We start from the raw sequence: 16,174 nt of genomic DNA on the forward strand, positions 1-16,174 counted from the left end.
TTTCTGTTCTTGTTCCTTCTGCGATTCCGGTTTCTTCTCCTGCTCCTGAGGCTTATCTAAATATTCAAGTACTATAATTAATCCTCTTCGACCTTCTTCTCTGTAAAAAAAACTTGCAATATATCTGGAGTCTTCCCGGCAAAAAGCAGAGCGCCGTTGCCTTCCTGCAACTTTCTCAAGCCCTGAATTTAAGTAAATAAAATAATCTTCATGGCTGTGATCTCTGCCTGTAAGTGATACTTCTACAGTCTTTCCGATAACATCTCCAGATTTACCCACTAAACGCTGCGAAATCTGCTTACCAGATGCATCCAAAACAAAAACAGAAACAATACCATGTTCTTTTTTTATCAACTCTTTAAGAACATCGTTCATCCCCGCAAGTTCTTCCTGTTGCAATTTCAACACTGTACTCTTTAAGGCAAGATGAAAATGCCCGAAGATTTCACGCGAATCATCAAACTGTACAACTTTTACGCCTCTGAAATCAGCACTGAGCTTCGTCATTTTCTCACCAAAAGTAACTGTACCGCTTTTACCTTCCTCCTCATTGGTATAAAAAAAACCCTGCTGAAGATAAAACCCTGCTTCAGCAAGAGCAAGAGCTTCTGTTTCAGTTTCAACTCCCTTGGCAATAGGCATTGCCCCGGCAAGTTCAAAAGTGAGTGCTGCCGCCTTAACCATATCTTTCTTGTGACTCGATTTATCAATTCCTTGGAAAAAGAAACGATCAAGCTTAACGAAATCAGGACGAATCTTAAAAACAACGCCTAATCCAGCCAAGCTGACCCGGGAGTTATCCAAAGAAATTCTATACCCGCTTTCCTGCAAAGATCTTATCAAGCTGAGAGGTATCTTTTTTTCAAGTTGAGAAACCTCAAATTCAAATGCGATTGTACGAGGATTAAACTTAAATGACTCTACGGCCTTAAATGGAGACTGCTTTTCATTCTCCGGCAAATTATAAATATTGCTGTTTACGTTCAAAAACAAAATCATACTTTTATATTTAAGGTGGATGTCCCGAAACGAGTCCAAACTCTTATTAAGACAGAGCATTTCAACCTTAAATTGCGTTTCCGGAGGCAATGAAGAGCTAAACAGGCAAGCAGGTTCAACTATTGTCTTCCCAAGCTCATCGACACCACGAGAAAAGGCTTCAAATCCGATGACTCCTTTTGATTCAAGGGAAAGCACCGGCTGATAAAAAACCTCAACACCTTTACCTTCTAATATTTGACCTACAGATGCTAGACATTCGTTAGAAATATTTTCCACGGTATACTCCTTTCTTATTTAATTCCTAACATGTTTTCCTTTATGTTTCACCATTTTCTGCACCATAAAAAAGAGCTCCGTTTCTTTTCAGAAACGGAGCTCTCGTATCACGTGTATATCAACTTAGAACATTAACAAATTCTAGGCAGCTGCTCACCTTCGAGCATATTCAAAAGACGTCTTCCTCCAAGAGGAGTTACGAGAATAACTTTTCCAGGATTTGCATCGGTAATATTTCCAATCTGACAAGCATCCTTTCCATGTTTATCCGCATGCATAATTTCAAGAGCCTGTTCTGCGTATTTCTGAGGCAGAATGCACAGGAATTTACCCTCATTCGCGAGATAGAGAGGATCAAGTCCAAGGATAGAACAGCCTCCGACAACTTCCGGTTTAACCGGAATGGAGGACTCTTCAAGCTCACAACAGACATTTGAAGCAGTCGTAATCTCGTTCAAAGTTGTGGCAAGCCCGCCGCGAGTAGGATCGCGAAAAACATGAACGTCAGGAATTTCCTGCACCAGCTTAATCAAAAGATGATTCAAAGCCGCGCTGTCACTCATAACGTTTGATTCGAGAGAAATCCCTCCGCGCGTTCCAAGAACAGTCAAGCCGTGATCACCCATTGTTCCGCTGATTAAAACAGCATCACCAACAGTAGCTCTGTCTCCGCTAGGCATAGGATCAGCCACAATCTGGCCTACTCCTGTTGTATTGATAAAAATTTTATCAACAGCGCCTTTCGGGACAACCTTAGTATCTCCGGTAACGATTGCCACTCCGGCATCTTTGACAGCTTCACTCATGGAAATAACAACCTTTTCAAGGTCAGCCATAGGAAAGCCTTCTTCGATGATATAAGCACAAGTCAGATACTTAGGAATAGCACCCAGCATGGCAACATCATTGACTGTGCCGTGGACAGCCAGAGAACCGATATCCCCGCCGGGGAAGAAAATAGGGTCAACCGTAAAGCTGTCAGTACTCATGGAAATTTTGCCGTCTATATTAAATGCGGCAGCATCATTGAGTCTTTCAAGCTCAGGATTAGCAAAATGCTTAATAAAGAGTTCCGAAATAAGTCTCTGGGAAGCTCTTCCGCCAGAACCGTAATCAAGTAAAACTTTATCTGAGGACATATTAATCTACTTTATATTTGAAGTATGCGGCGCAACTGCCTTCGGTTGAAACCATACAAGGACCTACAGGAGATGCCGGGGTACAAGCTTTTCCAAACAGAGGACATTTCTCAGGAGTCATTTTCCCTTTCAAAACATCTCCGCATTTACAACCCGGCAAAGAAGGACACTCCCCGATTTTAAGATCAAAAACTTTTTTAGCATCAAAACTTTCATATTCATCTGAAAATTCGAGTCCGCTATTCGGGATCAAACCTATCCCGCGCCATAGCGCATCTGAAGATTTGAAAACCTGATACATGACTTCGACAGCCTTAGGATTACCGTATTCAGACACACCACGCTGGTACTGATTGATAACCTTAGGATGCTCCTCTTTCATAGACCGGACCATCTGCAACAGAGCTTGCAGAATGTCGACCGGTTCAAACCCGGTAACTACCGCAGGTGTACCATATTTAGCGCCGATAAAATCGTAGGGATGGATACCGATAACGGTTGAAACATGACCGGGCAAAAGAAAACCGTCAATCATTGTTTCAGGATCGGATATCAAAACATCAAGAGCAGGCGGAACAAGCTTATGAAAAGACAGAACCTTGAAATTATCAAGCTTCTGCTCTTTTGCCATCATAACCGTTGCGGCTATGGCCGGAGCTGTTGTTTCAAAACCTACTCCCAGAAAAACAACCGTATCATTAGGATTTTTGCGTGCAATTTCGAGGGCGTCAAAAGGAGAGTAGATAATTTCCACCCTTGCACCGTCCGCCTGAGCATTTTTAAGACAATGCCCTTTTTTACCCGGCACCTTTATCAAATCTCCGAAGGTGGCAATAATAACACCGTCTTTGCCGGCAAGGTCTAAAAAGGCATTAACTTCGGACTCATGAGTTACGCACACAGGACACCCCGGGCCACTCAAATGAATCACCTTTTCAGGTAAAACAGAATGGAGCCCACTACGAAAAATCGCAACAGTGTGAGTTCCACAAACTTCCATGAACCGTATTTCTTTCTCGATTTCTTTGTTCAAGCAATCAAGCAATTTTTTACATAGTTCAGGATTTTTAAATTGCTCTAAAACTTTCAGGGACAAGGCACACCCCCCATATTAACGTTTTCAGGCTCTAAGATCACAACTTCAAGACAGAAAAGGGCATTTGGTCAAAATAACCCCGTATATTTAAAAAAGATCTGCCCCTTTGCCACCAAAGCTATTATTAAATACAATTAAAATATAACCTTAGTTTTTAAAAAAGCTTACGGGTTCATTATACCCAATCACGATTCGTAACAACCCCGTAAAGCTATGATAATTTCATGAATAAAAAAACGGACCCCGCTTGAGTATCGGAATCCGTTTAAAAAAGTACTTAAAACTTAAAAATTTCAAAAACATACAAAAATAGACAGCTATCGGAGGCAGCGATTAACAACTTCTTCAAATTCAGCTTTATCAATCGGCTTTGTTAAAAAGTATGTAGCGCCGAGAGCAAGCAGATTTGAGATATCTGAAACCCCGACAACCGCTGACATAATCACTATCGGCAATTCCATAAACTGAGAATCTCCCCGGAGCGTTTGAACAAGCTGCCGGCCATCCATCTCAGGCATCATAATATCTGTGATCAGCATATCAAAATTATTTTCAGCTTTTAAAGCTTCATAAGCATGCTTGCCATGCGGGCTGACGACTGGGATGTGTCCCATATCTTCAACAAATCTGGCTGCAAGTTTTTGTGAGATTCTATCATCTTCAGCTATCAAAATTTTATACATATTTTTTCCACCTTTCCTTGTTCGTTAAAATAAACCCAATAAATTGAATTTGTAAAGAATTTATTCTTAACATCATTACCACCTTTATTTCAAATTTTATAGACCGGACTACTCTATTCATGTAATTTAGCGTAATGAGGTGCTTAATATATTTATTATTTTGCATATTTCAGATCACAACTTAAAAAGCTGGAGCCTTTGTAATGGCAAAAACTGATATTTTACTGGAAACCGGAACGAATGAACTCGAGATCTTAGAGTTCTATATTGATATACCAGCATCTGATGCAGGTCCGGCAGAAAGATGTCATTTCGGAGTTAACGTTGCCAAGGTCATGCAGGTCATTGAAAGCCCTAATCTTGAGCACCCGGAATCAGCCGAACACCCCTGTTTCATGGGAACCATTCCACTGAGAAATCATATATTACCGGTACTTGATCTTGCCGTCTGGCTGGGACTTGAAAGAAATAACCAAAAATATGACATTGTTATCGTAACGGAATTCAGCCAGACTGTTTCCGGTTTTCAGGTAAGCGGAGTTACTGAAATTCACAGGGTCGGCTGGCAGCAAGTGCTTTCTCCTGACAAATTTATGAGCAGTTTTAAGGATAGTTGCATTATCGGAATAGTAGAACGCGAAGACAGATTCATCCAACTCTTAGATCTGGAAAGCATTTTAGCAGACCTTGATCCAACTCTCGGAGGCAACCTGTCGGAACCATCTGCAGTAGCTTCTGAAGCTTATACGGCGCTGGTTTGTGATGATTCACCGACTATCCGGGCAATGTTGGAAAAAATTCTTACTTCCGCGAATTTCAGACATACAATCGTACAGAACGGTGAAGAAGCCCTGAATACTCTGATAAAAATTAAAGAAATGGCCCAGCAGGAAAAACGCCCTGTAAAAGATTACGTCGAGATTGTAATCTCAGACATTGAAATGCCCCGGATGGACGGCTTCAGCCTTACTAAATGGATTAGAAAAGATGAAGATTTTAAAGATACTCCCGTTATTTTATATTCCTCGATCATTACCAAGGAACTTAAGCACAAAGGCGAATCAGTAGGAGCCAACGAGCAGGTATCAAAACCAGATCTACACCTGCTCCCGGCCAAGGCTATCAAGCTCATTGAGGGAGCCAGACCTTAAATAAAACTCACGTAATATTCCAATCTGACCAGATGACAATTTTTACAATCACAATTTCAATCTTAGCAACAAAAATTCGGGAGTTTATATGATGGATGATGTTAGAGTCTACGGAGATGTCCACGGACTTTCACAAAAAGATTTTGATGAAATGAAAGATGAGATTCCATTTAATAAAATTGTATATAAAGATGAGCTGTTAAATGTCGACTATGAAGGACATTATATCGATATTGATGATTTTTTAGAGGAACTGGTCAAAAGACTTCCCAAAACAGCATGGGCAAAAGTTGATTTTATCGATCATGTGGATTGGCAGATGACAAGACATGAGATCATAGAAGGAAAACTATCATCGCGCCAAATAAATATCGACGCGGTTCTGGAACCAACAAAAAATGAAGCAGGCCAAAGATAACCTGCTCATATTTTATAAAAAGACAAGGCCCGTCTGTTGTAACAACAGACGGGCCTTCCACATTTTAATCTAATAATTTATAACCCTTACAGACACAGCTTTCGGGGCACGACTCTCATCAACCAGCTCAAAAATAACTTTTTCGCCAACCTCAAGAGTTTTGAATCCATCACGAATAACTTCGGAGTAATGTACGTATATATCCTGACCGGTTTCATCTGTAATGAAACCGAACCCTTTTTGCTCGTTAAACCAGCTGACAACGCCTTTCGAGCTCATATTACTCCCTGTACTCAGGATTTAGAAAAATGATCAAAATAATAATCAAAAACTTATCGTATTCGGAAAGTTATACGTCCGCGAGTTAAATCATAAGGGGAAAGTTCAACTTTGACCCTGTCTCCCGGAAGAATGCGAATATAATATTTACGCAATTTACCCGAAATATGCCCAAGAATCATATGCCCGTTCTCAAGTTCAACACGGAACATGGCGTTAGGCAAAGCTTCCTGCACTAGACCTTCAACCTCAATGGCTTCTTCTTTAGCCACAGCTTCCTCCATCACACAGCCTGTACGGCCCTCGATATTTTTTTATGTTCCATCAGGAACCAGATAGCTTTAGCAAAATTCATATACCACTTGCAACAGAGATTTAGCACTCCCGTTCAAAAAACATCTCAACGATATCTATAATTATATCATATAAAAATTAAAAGGCCCACCACGGAAATTCCGTGATGGGCCTTTACCAACTATAAATAAAATATCAGTAAACTGTCAGTAAAAAATCTATCTAACTCTTTTTGACAGTTTTCCAAGCTTCTCAAGAATAAGTTCAACCAAAGGCCTTAAGGACTTACGGTCCCGCGCGCTTGCAGGAATTCCTTGAGGAAAATAATTCTGCATCATTTCACGTTGATCTTCACTTATCCTATCCCACTTATTTAAAACAAGAATTATGGGAACTTCATTCATTTCCATTTCTTCAATAATCTTTTCAACCGCTTCGATCTGCTCTTCCACTTCAGGATGAGATACATCAGCAACATGTACCATAATATCTGCGGCCTCAAGTTCTTCAAGAGTAGCCCTGAAAGCTTCCTTCAATTCCTTAGGTAACTGACGAATAAAACCGACAGTATCAGTAAGGATAAGTTCCTGATCATTAGGAAAGCGAATGCGTCTGCTGGTCGGATCAAGAGTTGCGAAAAGTTTATCTTCAGCAAGTACCACACTGTTTGTCAAAGTATTGAGCAAGGTGGATTTTCCGGCATTTGTATAACCGACAAGAGAAACAACCGGAACACCGGCCCGAGCGCGGCGGTCACGCGTAAATCCTCTCTGTCTGCTGACTTTTTTCAGTTCATTGCCAAGCTTGGTAAGTTTTTCTTTAACTCGCCTGCGGTCAATTTCAAGCTTGGTTTCACCCGGACCTCGACCACCGATACCACCCATCAAACGAGACATGGCATCATTCTTTCCGACAAGACGGGGCATCATATACTTGAGCTGCGCCATTTCAACTTGCAGCCTGCCGGCTTTTGTTGTGGCGTGCTGAGCAAAAATATCAAGAATCAACTGTGTGCGGTCCAGAACTTTACGTTCGGTGATGGTAGCAAGGTTTCGCATCTGCGCAGCAGAAATTTCCTGATCAAACAGAACAACTTCTGCATCCGCCTGCAATGCCAGAATTTCAAGCTCTGCAAGCTTTCCCTTACCCATAATAAATTTGGGGTTAATCTGACGAATCCGCTGAATCATCCGCCCTTCGACTTTGAGACCTGCTGTATCAGCAAGATCCACCAACTCATCGAGAGAACGATCCTGAATCGTCTTAGAATCCTGAGATACGCTGACCACAATCGCCCGTTCACGCTTATCAGCCATATCCCGGGTTTTATCAGCGCGGCTGAATTCTTCTTCAAGAGCTTTAACCTGTGCCGGCAGATCCATGTCCGAAGTGTCCCAGCGAACCGGAGGTAATTGCTCATATGTTTTTTCTCCTGACCCCGGAGGGAGAAGGTAGCCATATTGAACAAATTCAGGATCACCATGAGAATCGGAAACAATGACGGTCACATTGTCCAGCCGCAGGAAAACCATATCCATAAGATCTTCTTCTGAAAGATTTTCCCCTGAAATATGAGTATGCAGCAGCCTGAGTCCTCGCAACCGTCCTTCAGACTGTCGGGCTCTGGGCAATTCAGGAATATAAATCGATGTGGGATCGCCGACAAGAATCATCTCAGGACGGCCCTGTCGATTTACAAGCAAACCGATCTGCCTTCCTATCTCATTACTGAGAATTGAAAGCTCACGGGCCTGTTCATTAGAATATCCGCACGGATCGCTATAACTGCGCTCCGCAAGACGGTTGATCCGTTTGATTTCGCTGGGCTTAAGCCCTTGCGTATTTCCTTTTACTTTCAGAGCGATGGCTGCATCTTCCTTTATCCCGCAGGATATTTGAACAGTGAAAGCGGAACGTCAGAAATCTGTCGCCCCGCTTAAATATTTACGCGTCGTGTTCTGCCAAATACTTGGCTATCATGGAATCGTACTCTGAAACAAGCGCAAAAGTTTCTGCGGCAAGTTCTTTTCTAAGTGCTAGAGAGATCTTGCCGTCATTATTCTTCATTTCTTTCAGAATACGGGGATAATGTACGGGACTGGGGACAACCAGAACGGAATGAAAATTCTTTGCGGCAGCACGAAGCATAGTAGGACCACCGATGTCGATCTGCTCAACAGCGCTCCTGAGATCCTGCCCTTCGCTGACAGCCTTGGCAAAATTATACAAGTTTACACAAACCATATCGATCGTCTTGATTCCATGTTTATCAAGAGTCGACATGTGTTCAGGGTTATCCTTATCCGCGAGCACTCCACCATGCACATTAGGGTGCAAAGTTTTGACACGGCCACCCATTATTTCAGGGAAACCGGTAACTTCGCTTACTGACTTAACAGTAAGACCTGCATCTTTAAGAGCTTTTCTGGTTCCACCGGTGCTTATAAGTTCTACACCGAAACCAGCCAATTCAGACGCAAATGCAGCGAGTCCGGATTTATCAGTAACACTGAGAACACCACGCTTTATAGGCAACATATCCATAACACTTCTCCCACTATTGTTTTTGTGGAGTTGTGCCGGAATTATCCGCCAAAGGCAAGCTCCCACTCTTACATTTTGCCAGTATCGGCCCCCGTCCTTTAATTAACATTAATTAAAGGACGGGACCAACCTGGAGGGGAGTCGACTTTATATAAAGGTTCCGCGGAGCTTAAATCTGCTCGAGCAGTTCCTTTGCCGCAGCATTTGCGGGATCCATTTCAAGGATCATTTCGAGTTGTTCTACAGCTTCAGCTTTCTTGTCCATACAAATGAAACAACCGGCTAAAGAGTAACGAACTTCGTGCTTTTCAGGTTCAATGGCTAGGAAATTTTCCAAAAATGGAACTGCCTGATCAACCATTTCAGCTTCGTGTCCGATTCTGATTATACCGAAAAGTGCAACCATGTTGCTCGGATTAATCTTCAAGGCATCGGAAAAACTTTCAAAGGCTTCATTCTTTTTGGCGGTTTCCATCAGAATGAGTCCCATTCCTGCGAAGCTCTTATCAGTAACTTCTACAGAATGTGCCTTCTTATAAAGAGCCATGGCAGAATCATACTCACCACGTTGAATCGCGATAGTAGCAAGCCCGATATAAGGGTCGGGATGCACACCGTTAGATCCGGCAGCCTTCTTGTAGTAATCTTCAGCTTTATCCAGTTCGCCCATGAACAGATAACACTCACCGAGTTCCTTGTTAATTTCATAATCTAAATGACTCATAATCCCCTCCGAAAATATTTACCACCTTAGTAAATAGGCGGCATTTTTTTCGACCATTATTGGCCTGCCAGAAACTATGCAACTGCTATGCCAAGACAAAAATTACCATTCCCTTCATTATATATAGATTTTTAAAGACCGCCCGCTTTACGACACTCATCCAAAGCGACATCACCTCCTCCTGAAAAATAAACTTAAACAACAGCGAGTTACAAACTTGGAACAAGTCTTGCTAATCAATAATCACTTACGACTTCAAGTGGCTTTCACGCCATGGAAGAACAGGAAATTTTTGCAGGAGGATTCAGAAATGAAAGGACTTTTCGAAGGTCACATAGCTTTGACAGGTAAGGTTTTGGACTTAAGGCTTCAGCGTCAAAATCTTGTCGCATCCAACCTCGCAAATGTTAACACCCCTGGTTACAAAGCAAAGACACTGGAATTTGAAGACAGCCTCCAAAAAGCTATCGGTAAAGATGCCAGAGGCAAATTAACCAAAACAAGTAAAATGCATGTACCGGCCACTTTTGAAGCTAACAAATTCAACGGCAGAACTCTTTCAAATTTTGAACCAAGAGTTATCCACGGTGAAAATCCAGTAGACATTGATAAAGAAATGGTAACCATGGCCAAAAATACTTTGGCCTATAATGCGTTAACTCAGATAGTCAGTAAAAATTTTCGTGGAATGCAAAAAATCATTCAGGACGGAGCTAGATAATGAACTTCATGACAGCACTTGAACTGGGAGCCTCCGGGCTCAAGGCGCAAAGAGAGTACCTTAACGTCGTATCGATGAATATGGCGAACTCCAGAACTACGCGCACCGCAGATGGCGGACCTTACCGCCGGAAAAGTGTTGCCATGGAATCCACTCCCCTGCTCTCTCCTTTTGACACAGCAATGAACAGTGAAATGAATCAGCAACTGCGCGGCGTAACAGTCAGAGGTATCGTCTCCGATACCCGCCCGTTTAAAGAAGTGTTCGAACCGAACCACCCGGATGCCGATGCCAAGGGTATAGTCAGATATCCGGACATCAATGTGGTGGAAGAAATGGTTAACATGATCACAGTCAGCAGATCGTACGAAGCTAACGCACAATCCATAGACTCTGCCAAAAGAATGTTCAACCGCGCTCTTAGAATTGGTCAGGGCTGATAACCCTTAACAACCGTCAAAGACAGAACGCAGCAGATAGAATTTCGGAAATCAAGGAGAGAGAAAATGTCCATTAAAAACGTAGCAATGCAAGCTTACTCTAACGCACTTCAGACCCAGAACAAATTTGATAAAAAGTTCGACTCGGTCATGAAGCTTGGCAAACCTGAAGAAAACTCCTTCACCGAAACGCTAAAGACCTCTTTGACTTCTGTTAATGACCTGCAGACTCAAAAGAAATCTATGATCGAAGATTTTGCTTCAGGAAAAAATCAGAATGTTCACGAACTGATGATATCACTCCAGAAAGCCGGATTGGCTATGAGTATGACCAGCACTGTCCGCAGCAAAGTGATGACTGCTTACCAGGAAGTCCTCAAAATGCCTTTCTAGACATTATTTTGGCAGGGCCTCCTGCATATGCCTAAAAGCAATTCATAACATACTATAATATATACGATTAATAAAGTCGGACCACTTATTGCTTTTCTCTCAGAAAAATCGTCAGGAGTTTGATTATGCCCAACTTCCTCAATGAGTACTTAGCTAAATTTACAAATTTTTGGTCCGACCGTACAGTATCCCAACGGATTCTTATCGGAGGATTGGCTGCCTCTGTTGTAATTGCTTTCCTTCTTATGGTCTTCTGGCTCAACCAGACCGACTATAAAGTCCTCTACACCAAACTGTATACTGAAGACGCTTCCCGCGTTGTAGGCATTTTGCAGTCTACTAAAGAACCTTACAAAATTGAGGACAACGGTGCCACAATTCTGGTTCCTGCAGACAGAGTGTATGACCTGCGCCTCAAGATTGCAGGTGAAGGAGCCATGCACGGACAGGGAATCGGTTATGAAATTTTCGATGAAGTGCAGATCGGTCAAACTGACTTCATCCAGCGCATCAACTATCAGCGCGCTCTTCAAGGTGAACTTGCAAGAACAATCAGCGAATTTCCTCAGGTAGAAAGAGCCAGAGTTCATCTGGTGCTTCCCGCTAAATCTCTATTTATTGAAGAACAAGCCGAACCTTCAGCTTCAGTTGTCTTGAAGCTCAAAGATGGCGAAAAACTTTCTGAAAAGCAGGTCAAGGGTGTCCTTAATCTGGTTGTTATGTCTGTTGAAGGGCTCAAGGGCCAACATGTCACTATTACGGATATGCGTGGGCAGGTTCTGTATCAGCCTGAAGAAGACGGCGGACTGGGCTTAAATGTCAGTTCCAGCCAGCTTCAGTATAAAGCTGAAATGGAAAGTAAAATCGAACAACGCATTCAGCGGTTGCTTATGCCGATAGTCGGTACAGAAAAAGTTATCGCCAAAGTTAACGCAGAACTCGATTTCAGACAGCGTACTATCAAGACAGAAGCATTTGACCCTGACAGTCAGGTTGCCCGCAGTGAACAGTCAAGCGGAGAAACCACTAAGGGGACTGCCAACGTTGACGGCGGAGTCCCGGAAGCAAATTTCAGAGGTGACGGTTTCACTGGAACAGCCACAACTCAGGAATCAAACCGTGAGACCAAAACAACCAACTATGAAATAAATAAAGAAGAACAGCAGATAATTGTCCCAGTCGGTGAACTCAAAAGATTGAGTGTTGCAGTCGTAGTCGACGGCACATACGAGAAAAATGCCGAGACAGGTGAAATGACATATATCCCGCGTTCCGAAGAAGAAATGGAACGCATCAGAGAATTAGTTCGCTCGGCGGTTGGTTACGATTCCACCCGCGGAGATGCTCTTGAAGTGTCGAATATGACCTTCGGTATGCAGGATGCTTTCGGCGACGAAGGACTCATGCGCACCATGCTTGAATACGCTCAAAGACTCGGAAAGCCTTTCCTTAACGGGCTTCTCATCTTCCTCTTCCTGATCCTTGTAGTACGCCCGGTAGTGATGGCTCTCATCAAACCGCGCATCGCTGAAGAAGACATTGATGAGATGGCCGGACTTCCTGAAGGTGTAGAAAGACTGTCTCTTGATGAAAGTGACCTTGACGAAGAGGCTCTAGATACGGCACGTAAGCTGGAGAACGCCAAGGCTCAGGCTCTGCAACTTTCAGAAAAGAATATGGATCAGGCGGTGCAGGTTCTGAAGACCTGGTTGAAGCAGGAGGCAGCATAAATTGTCGACCCCATTCACTGGGAATCAAAAAACAGCCATAGTACTTCTTGCCCTCGGGGATAAGTTTACGGCTGAGTCATTCAAGCGCATGAACCGCATAGAAATAGCCGAAGTTTCAAGAGCTATGCTTGATATGGATTCAGTCCCCAAGGAACAAGTCCTTGAAGTACTCAAAGAGTTCAATGAAACTCTGGCTTACGGCGCAGAACTTCTTATGGGTGGAGCTGATCAGGTCAGAAGACTTCTCAGCAAATCTCTTGATGAAGAAACCGCTAAATACATTCTGGATAAGCTCGACCTCGAAAGCGGTCCGGCTCCATTCCAGGAATTACAAAATGTAAGTCCGAAAATTCTTGCTCAGATTCTCAGGAATGAACATCCTCAGACACTGGCTCTAATTATTGGACATCTGCACCCCGAAAAAGCAGCGGATTTAGTTTCCAGTCTGCCGGGAGGTGTCAGAGCCGAAGTCCTCATGAGACTTGCTAAACTTGAAGCCGTTGCAGAAGAAATGCTCATGGAAGTTGACAGAGTTCTTCAAAGTCAGCTCATAGCCATGGGTGGTAAAGAAGGTAAGAAGGTGGGAGGAATCCCTGCTGTAGCAGAAATTCTCAACGCCGTAGACCGTGCAACAGAAGAAGAAGTTCTTTCGGAAATCGAAGAAGAATCCACACAGATGGCAGAAGAAATTCGAAACCTTATGTTCGTTTTCGAAGACATCAAGGGACTCGACGACAGAGCAATCCGCGAACTTCTCAAGGAAGTTTCCAACGAAGAACTCACCACAGCACTCAAAGGTGCTTCTGATGATCTTCAGGAACTTATCTTCAAGAATATGTCTGAACGTGCTTCCAACATGATCCGTGAAGATCTCGAAATCATGGGTCCGGTAAAGCTCTCAGATGTAGAATCAGCGCAACAGAATATCGTCAAAAGCATCCGTCGTTTAGAAGACGAAGGACGCATAATGATAAGCAGAGGATCCGGAGATGTCTTTGTCTAACACCGAAGCTGAAAATAAATTCTACACTGGTAGAGTCATCATGGGCCTTGATTCAAATAACAATGCCCAGGAAATGACTATTCAGGATATGGAAGGTAAAAAGAAGCCTACGTGGGATAAAGACACCGATCTGGAATATTTTGAAAGGGTTAAAGCAAAAGCTCAGGACATGGCTAAAGGTCTCATAACTAGAGCCATGGCTGAAGCTGAACAACTTAAAGCCGATGCCAAGATTGAAGGATATGCCGAAGGAAAAACTCAGGCTGCAACGGAAGCTGAAAAACACATGATCGGTTTCAGCCAGAAACTAGGGCAGACTTTGGCCGCAATTCAAGAACAGTCACAGGCTGTAATTGCAACTCAATCCGCTGACGTAATCTCTCTGGTTATGATGGTTATAGAAAAGACACTGGGAGTGGAAATGGAAGAACGCAGGCAGGAAATTCTCGCCTCGCTTCTGGATGAAGCTCTATCTCATATTGATTCGCAAACCATGCTCACGGTAAAAGTTTCACCTTCGGATCAGCAACTTATAGCTCAGCTTCTGGAGCAGGCTCAGGCTGATTACCCAGGCCTTGCTAAGTGGCGGATCAAAGCAGACCCTGCAATTGATAACGGTGGAGTTGTCCTTGAAGCCGAAGATGCCATGATCGATAACACGATCACTTCCCGCTGGGATGGCGTACAGGAAATACTGGAACAACTTGCCGCAACAGCCGGAGAGAACAATGGCTGACATGAAAGGTTGCACCGAGCTGCTCTCATCCATTGACCCTTGCCGCACTTACGGCAAAATAACCAAAATTGTCGGCCTGATTGCAGAAGGTAAAGGAATCAAGGCTCCTCTTGGTTCTGTGTGCCACCTCATGCCTGGAGAAGATTCTGTAGAACCTATTCCTGCTGAAGTTGTAGGGTTTCGTGACGGAGCTTGTTTGTTCATGCCCTACGGAGAACTTCATGGAATCGGCCCGGGATGTCTCATCAAAAGCGCAAGTGCTCCGCCTCATATTCCTGTCGGGATGAATCTGCTGGGAAGAGCCGTTGACGCATTCGGACAGCCTATTGACGGAAAAGGACCTATTATCCCTGAAAGCTTTAATCCTCTTCACCGTGATCCACCTAACCCCCTTGAAAGACCGCGCATCAATGAACCTCTTGATGTCGGTGTCAAAGCTATAAACAGCTTGCTGACACTCGGGAAAGGTCAACGAGTCGGTATCATGGCAGGTTCAGGTGTCGGAAAATCGACACTGCTCGGCATGATCGCAAGATACACTGTGGCAGACATCAATGTCATAGCTCTTGTCGGCGAACGTGGTCGAGAAGTTGTGGAATTTATGGAACGAGATTTAGGCCCTGAGGGCATGGCCCGCTCAGTCCTTGTTATTGCTACATCTGACAAAAGTCCTCTGCTACGCATGAGAGCGGCTTACACTGCCACCGCCATAGCTGAATATTTCCGGGATAAACAAAATGATGTCATCCTGATGATGGACTCTGTAACACGTTTCGCAATGGCTGGACGTGAAGTGGGACTTGCCGCAGGCGAACCGCCTACCCGCGGAGGATACACTCCTTCAGTTTTTGCACAGCTCCCAAAACTTCTTGAAAGAGCAGGTAAGAGTCGGCTTGGCTCCATAACAGGTATTTATACTGTTCTTGTCGACGGAGATGATTTCACCGAACCTATCGCAGATGCAACCCGCTCAATTCTTGACGGACATATAGTTCTCACCCGTGAACTGGCTGATCAGGGCCACTATCCATGCATCGATGTATTAAAGAGTGTAAGTCGAGTAAGAGGCGATATTACTCAAAATGATGTGATTACTGCCGGAAGGCAAGTTCTCAGACAACTTGCGACCTTCAACAAAGTTGAAGACATGGTTAATATCGGAGCCTATCAAACCGGAGCAAATCCAGAAATTGATACAGCCATTAAAATGGTTCCGGCTATAAACCTGTTTTTACAGCAGTTGGTTAGCGAGAAACAGACTCTTGAAGAAAGCTTTAATGCTCTTCTTACTTTGAATGCTGCCGGTCAGGCTAAATAAATATAACAGAACTCTTCACTTACGATTCTCACTCTGCCACGCTTAATTTTTCCCTTTCCGCCTAAATCTCAAAAAAGACACTACAGTCCTACTACACAATTATAATATATTATATATTTTCGAATGAAACGCTTGTTTACTCCCGAACCTTATGTATATAAAAAAAATAATAGCTTTGCACGGAAATCTGACCGATCACAACTTTTAGATAAGACGACATTGGGATG

18 protein-coding genes are annotated in these 16,174 nt (G+C 43.4%); 9 read left to right on the plus strand and 9 right to left on the minus strand.

What is annotated here, in order from left to right; genetic code table 11:
* The 4 genes from BLT41_RS07090 to BLT41_RS07105 form a co-directional block, all read right to left on the minus strand.
* Positions 1–1,278, minus strand: a 1,278-nt coding sequence (locus BLT41_RS07090; protein ID WP_139167338.1) for an EAL domain-containing protein, incomplete at its 3' end; no start/stop codon positions are given.
* Between the two features lie 131 nt (positions 1,279–1,409).
* A complete protein-coding gene (gene hypE, locus BLT41_RS07095) occupies positions 1,410–2,417 on the minus strand; it encodes a hydrogenase expression/formation protein HypE (RefSeq protein WP_092159637.1) in 1,008 nt (335 codons plus the stop codon).
* Position 2,418: 1 nt separating this feature from the next.
* Positions 2,419–3,507, minus strand: coding sequence for a hydrogenase formation protein HypD (gene hypD / locus BLT41_RS07100; protein ID WP_425283311.1), 1,089 nt, complete (start codon positions 3,505–3,507; stop codon positions 2,419–2,421).
* 323 nt (positions 3,508–3,830) lie between these two features.
* Positions 3,831–4,196 carry a response regulator gene (locus BLT41_RS07105; protein WP_092159639.1) on the minus strand — a complete coding sequence of 122 codons (366 nt, stop codon included), beginning with the start codon at positions 4,194–4,196 and terminating at the stop codon, positions 3,831–3,833.
* Positions 4,197–4,399: 203 nt separating this feature from the next.
* On the opposite strand from BLT41_RS07105, the gene BLT41_RS07110 reads away from it, so the two are divergent.
* On the plus strand, positions 4,400–5,347 hold the full coding sequence (locus tag BLT41_RS07110; protein WP_092159640.1) for a chemotaxis protein: 948 nt from the start codon (positions 4,400–4,402) through the stop codon (positions 5,345–5,347).
* A gap of 88 nt (positions 5,348–5,435) precedes the next feature.
* Positions 5,436–5,765, plus strand: coding sequence for a hypothetical protein (locus BLT41_RS07115; RefSeq protein ID WP_244512213.1), 330 nt, complete (start codon positions 5,436–5,438; stop codon positions 5,763–5,765).
* Between the two features lie 69 nt (positions 5,766–5,834).
* On the opposite strand, the gene BLT41_RS07120 is transcribed toward BLT41_RS07115, so the two are convergent.
* The 5 genes from BLT41_RS07120 to BLT41_RS07140 all read right to left on the minus strand — a co-directional run bounded on the left by BLT41_RS07120 (position 5,835) and on the right by BLT41_RS07140 (position 9,606).
* Positions 5,835–6,044, minus strand: a complete 210-nt coding sequence (locus tag BLT41_RS07120) for a cold-shock protein (RefSeq protein ID WP_092159642.1) — start codon at positions 6,042–6,044, stop codon at positions 5,835–5,837.
* 53 nt (positions 6,045–6,097) lie between these two features.
* A complete protein-coding gene (infA, locus tag BLT41_RS07125) occupies positions 6,098–6,316 on the minus strand; it encodes a translation initiation factor IF-1 (RefSeq protein ID WP_092160362.1) in 219 nt (72 codons plus the stop codon).
* Positions 6,317–6,556: 240 nt separating this feature from the next.
* Positions 6,557–8,041: a GTPase HflX gene (gene hflX / locus BLT41_RS07130; RefSeq protein WP_483127848.1), complete on the minus strand. Its 1,485-nt coding sequence runs from the start codon at positions 8,039–8,041 to the stop codon at positions 6,557–6,559.
* 241 nt (positions 8,042–8,282) lie between these two features.
* Complete coding sequence (locus BLT41_RS07135; RefSeq protein WP_092159644.1) at positions 8,283–8,882, minus strand: IMP cyclohydrolase; 600 nt, start codon at positions 8,880–8,882, stop codon at positions 8,283–8,285.
* 169 nt (positions 8,883–9,051) lie between these two features.
* Positions 9,052–9,606 carry a tetratricopeptide repeat protein gene (locus BLT41_RS07140; protein WP_170830331.1) on the minus strand — a complete coding sequence of 185 codons (555 nt, stop codon included), beginning with the start codon at positions 9,604–9,606 and terminating at the stop codon, positions 9,052–9,054.
* 310 nt (positions 9,607–9,916) lie between these two features.
* Here BLT41_RS07140 and flgB point away from each other — a divergent pair, with 310 nt between their 5' ends.
* The 7 genes from flgB (at position 9,917) to BLT41_RS07175 (ending at position 15,947) form a co-directional block, all read left to right on the plus strand.
* Positions 9,917–10,327 (plus strand): flagellar basal body rod protein FlgB, encoded by a 411-nt coding sequence (gene flgB / locus BLT41_RS07145; protein ID WP_092159646.1) that lies wholly within the window; start codon positions 9,917–9,919, stop codon positions 10,325–10,327.
* Entirely contained in the window at positions 10,327–10,767 is a 441-nt protein-coding gene (gene flgC / locus BLT41_RS07150) for a flagellar basal body rod protein FlgC (protein WP_092159647.1), read from the plus strand. Before flgB ends, flgC begins: the two co-directional genes overlap by 1 nt.
* A gap of 66 nt (positions 10,768–10,833) precedes the next feature.
* Complete coding sequence (gene fliE, locus BLT41_RS07155) at positions 10,834–11,160, plus strand: flagellar hook-basal body complex protein FliE (RefSeq protein ID WP_092159648.1); 327 nt, start codon at positions 10,834–10,836, stop codon at positions 11,158–11,160.
* A gap of 125 nt (positions 11,161–11,285) precedes the next feature.
* Complete coding sequence (fliF, locus tag BLT41_RS07160; RefSeq protein ID WP_092159649.1) at positions 11,286–12,890, plus strand: flagellar basal-body MS-ring/collar protein FliF; 1,605 nt, start codon at positions 11,286–11,288, stop codon at positions 12,888–12,890.
* 1 nt (position 12,891) lies between these two features.
* On the plus strand, positions 12,892–13,893 hold the full coding sequence (gene fliG / locus BLT41_RS07165; protein WP_092159650.1) for a flagellar motor switch protein FliG: 1,002 nt from the start codon (positions 12,892–12,894) through the stop codon (positions 13,891–13,893).
* A complete protein-coding gene (locus BLT41_RS07170) occupies positions 13,880–14,629 on the plus strand; it encodes a FliH/SctL family protein (protein WP_092159651.1) in 750 nt (249 codons plus the stop codon). The genes fliG and BLT41_RS07170 overlap by 14 nt, the downstream gene beginning before the upstream one ends.
* Positions 14,622–15,947: a FliI/YscN family ATPase gene (locus BLT41_RS07175; protein WP_092159655.1), complete on the plus strand. Its 1,326-nt coding sequence runs from the start codon at positions 14,622–14,624 to the stop codon at positions 15,945–15,947. The genes BLT41_RS07170 and BLT41_RS07175 overlap by 8 nt, the downstream gene beginning before the upstream one ends.
* Positions 15,948–16,174: the final 227 nt, after the last annotated feature.

Origin of the sequence: Maridesulfovibrio ferrireducens (genome assembly GCF_900101105.1) — a bacterium.
GTDB lineage: Bacteria > Desulfobacterota > Desulfovibrionia > Desulfovibrionales > Desulfovibrionaceae > Maridesulfovibrio > Maridesulfovibrio ferrireducens.

What these genes read in the sequence shown, in the direction of transcription:
- hypE (WP_092159637.1), bottom strand. Translation starts at nt 2,417, where the DNA reads ATGTCCTCAGATAAAGTTTTACTTGATTACGGTTCTGGCGGAAGAGCT.
- BLT41_RS07105 (WP_092159639.1), bottom strand. Translation starts at nt 4,196, where the DNA reads ATGTATAAAATTTTGATAGCTGAAGATGATAGAATCTCACAAAAACTT.
- BLT41_RS07110 (WP_092159640.1), top strand. Translation starts at nt 4,400, where the DNA reads ATGGCAAAAACTGATATTTTACTGGAAACCGGAACGAATGAACTCGAG.
- BLT41_RS07115 (WP_244512213.1), top strand. Translation starts at nt 5,436, where the DNA reads ATGATGGATGATGTTAGAGTCTACGGAGATGTCCACGGACTTTCACAA.
- BLT41_RS07120 (WP_092159642.1), bottom strand. Translation starts at nt 6,044, where the DNA reads ATGAGCTCGAAAGGCGTTGTCAGCTGGTTTAACGAGCAAAAAGGGTTC.
- BLT41_RS07135 (WP_092159644.1), bottom strand. Translation starts at nt 8,882, where the DNA reads ATGGATATGTTGCCTATAAAGCGTGGTGTTCTCAGTGTTACTGATAAA.
- BLT41_RS07140 (WP_170830331.1), bottom strand. Translation starts at nt 9,606, where the DNA reads ATGAGTCATTTAGATTATGAAATTAACAAGGAACTCGGTGAGTGTTAT.
- flgB (WP_092159646.1), top strand. Translation starts at nt 9,917, where the DNA reads ATGAAAGGACTTTTCGAAGGTCACATAGCTTTGACAGGTAAGGTTTTG.
- flgC (WP_092159647.1), top strand. Translation starts at nt 10,327, where the DNA reads ATGAACTTCATGACAGCACTTGAACTGGGAGCCTCCGGGCTCAAGGCG.
- fliE (WP_092159648.1), top strand. Translation starts at nt 10,834, where the DNA reads ATGTCCATTAAAAACGTAGCAATGCAAGCTTACTCTAACGCACTTCAG.
- fliF (WP_092159649.1), top strand. Translation starts at nt 11,286, where the DNA reads ATGCCCAACTTCCTCAATGAGTACTTAGCTAAATTTACAAATTTTTGG.
- BLT41_RS07170 (WP_092159651.1), top strand. Translation starts at nt 13,880, where the DNA reads ATGTCTTTGTCTAACACCGAAGCTGAAAATAAATTCTACACTGGTAGA.
- BLT41_RS07175 (WP_092159655.1), top strand. Translation starts at nt 14,622, where the DNA reads ATGGCTGACATGAAAGGTTGCACCGAGCTGCTCTCATCCATTGACCCT.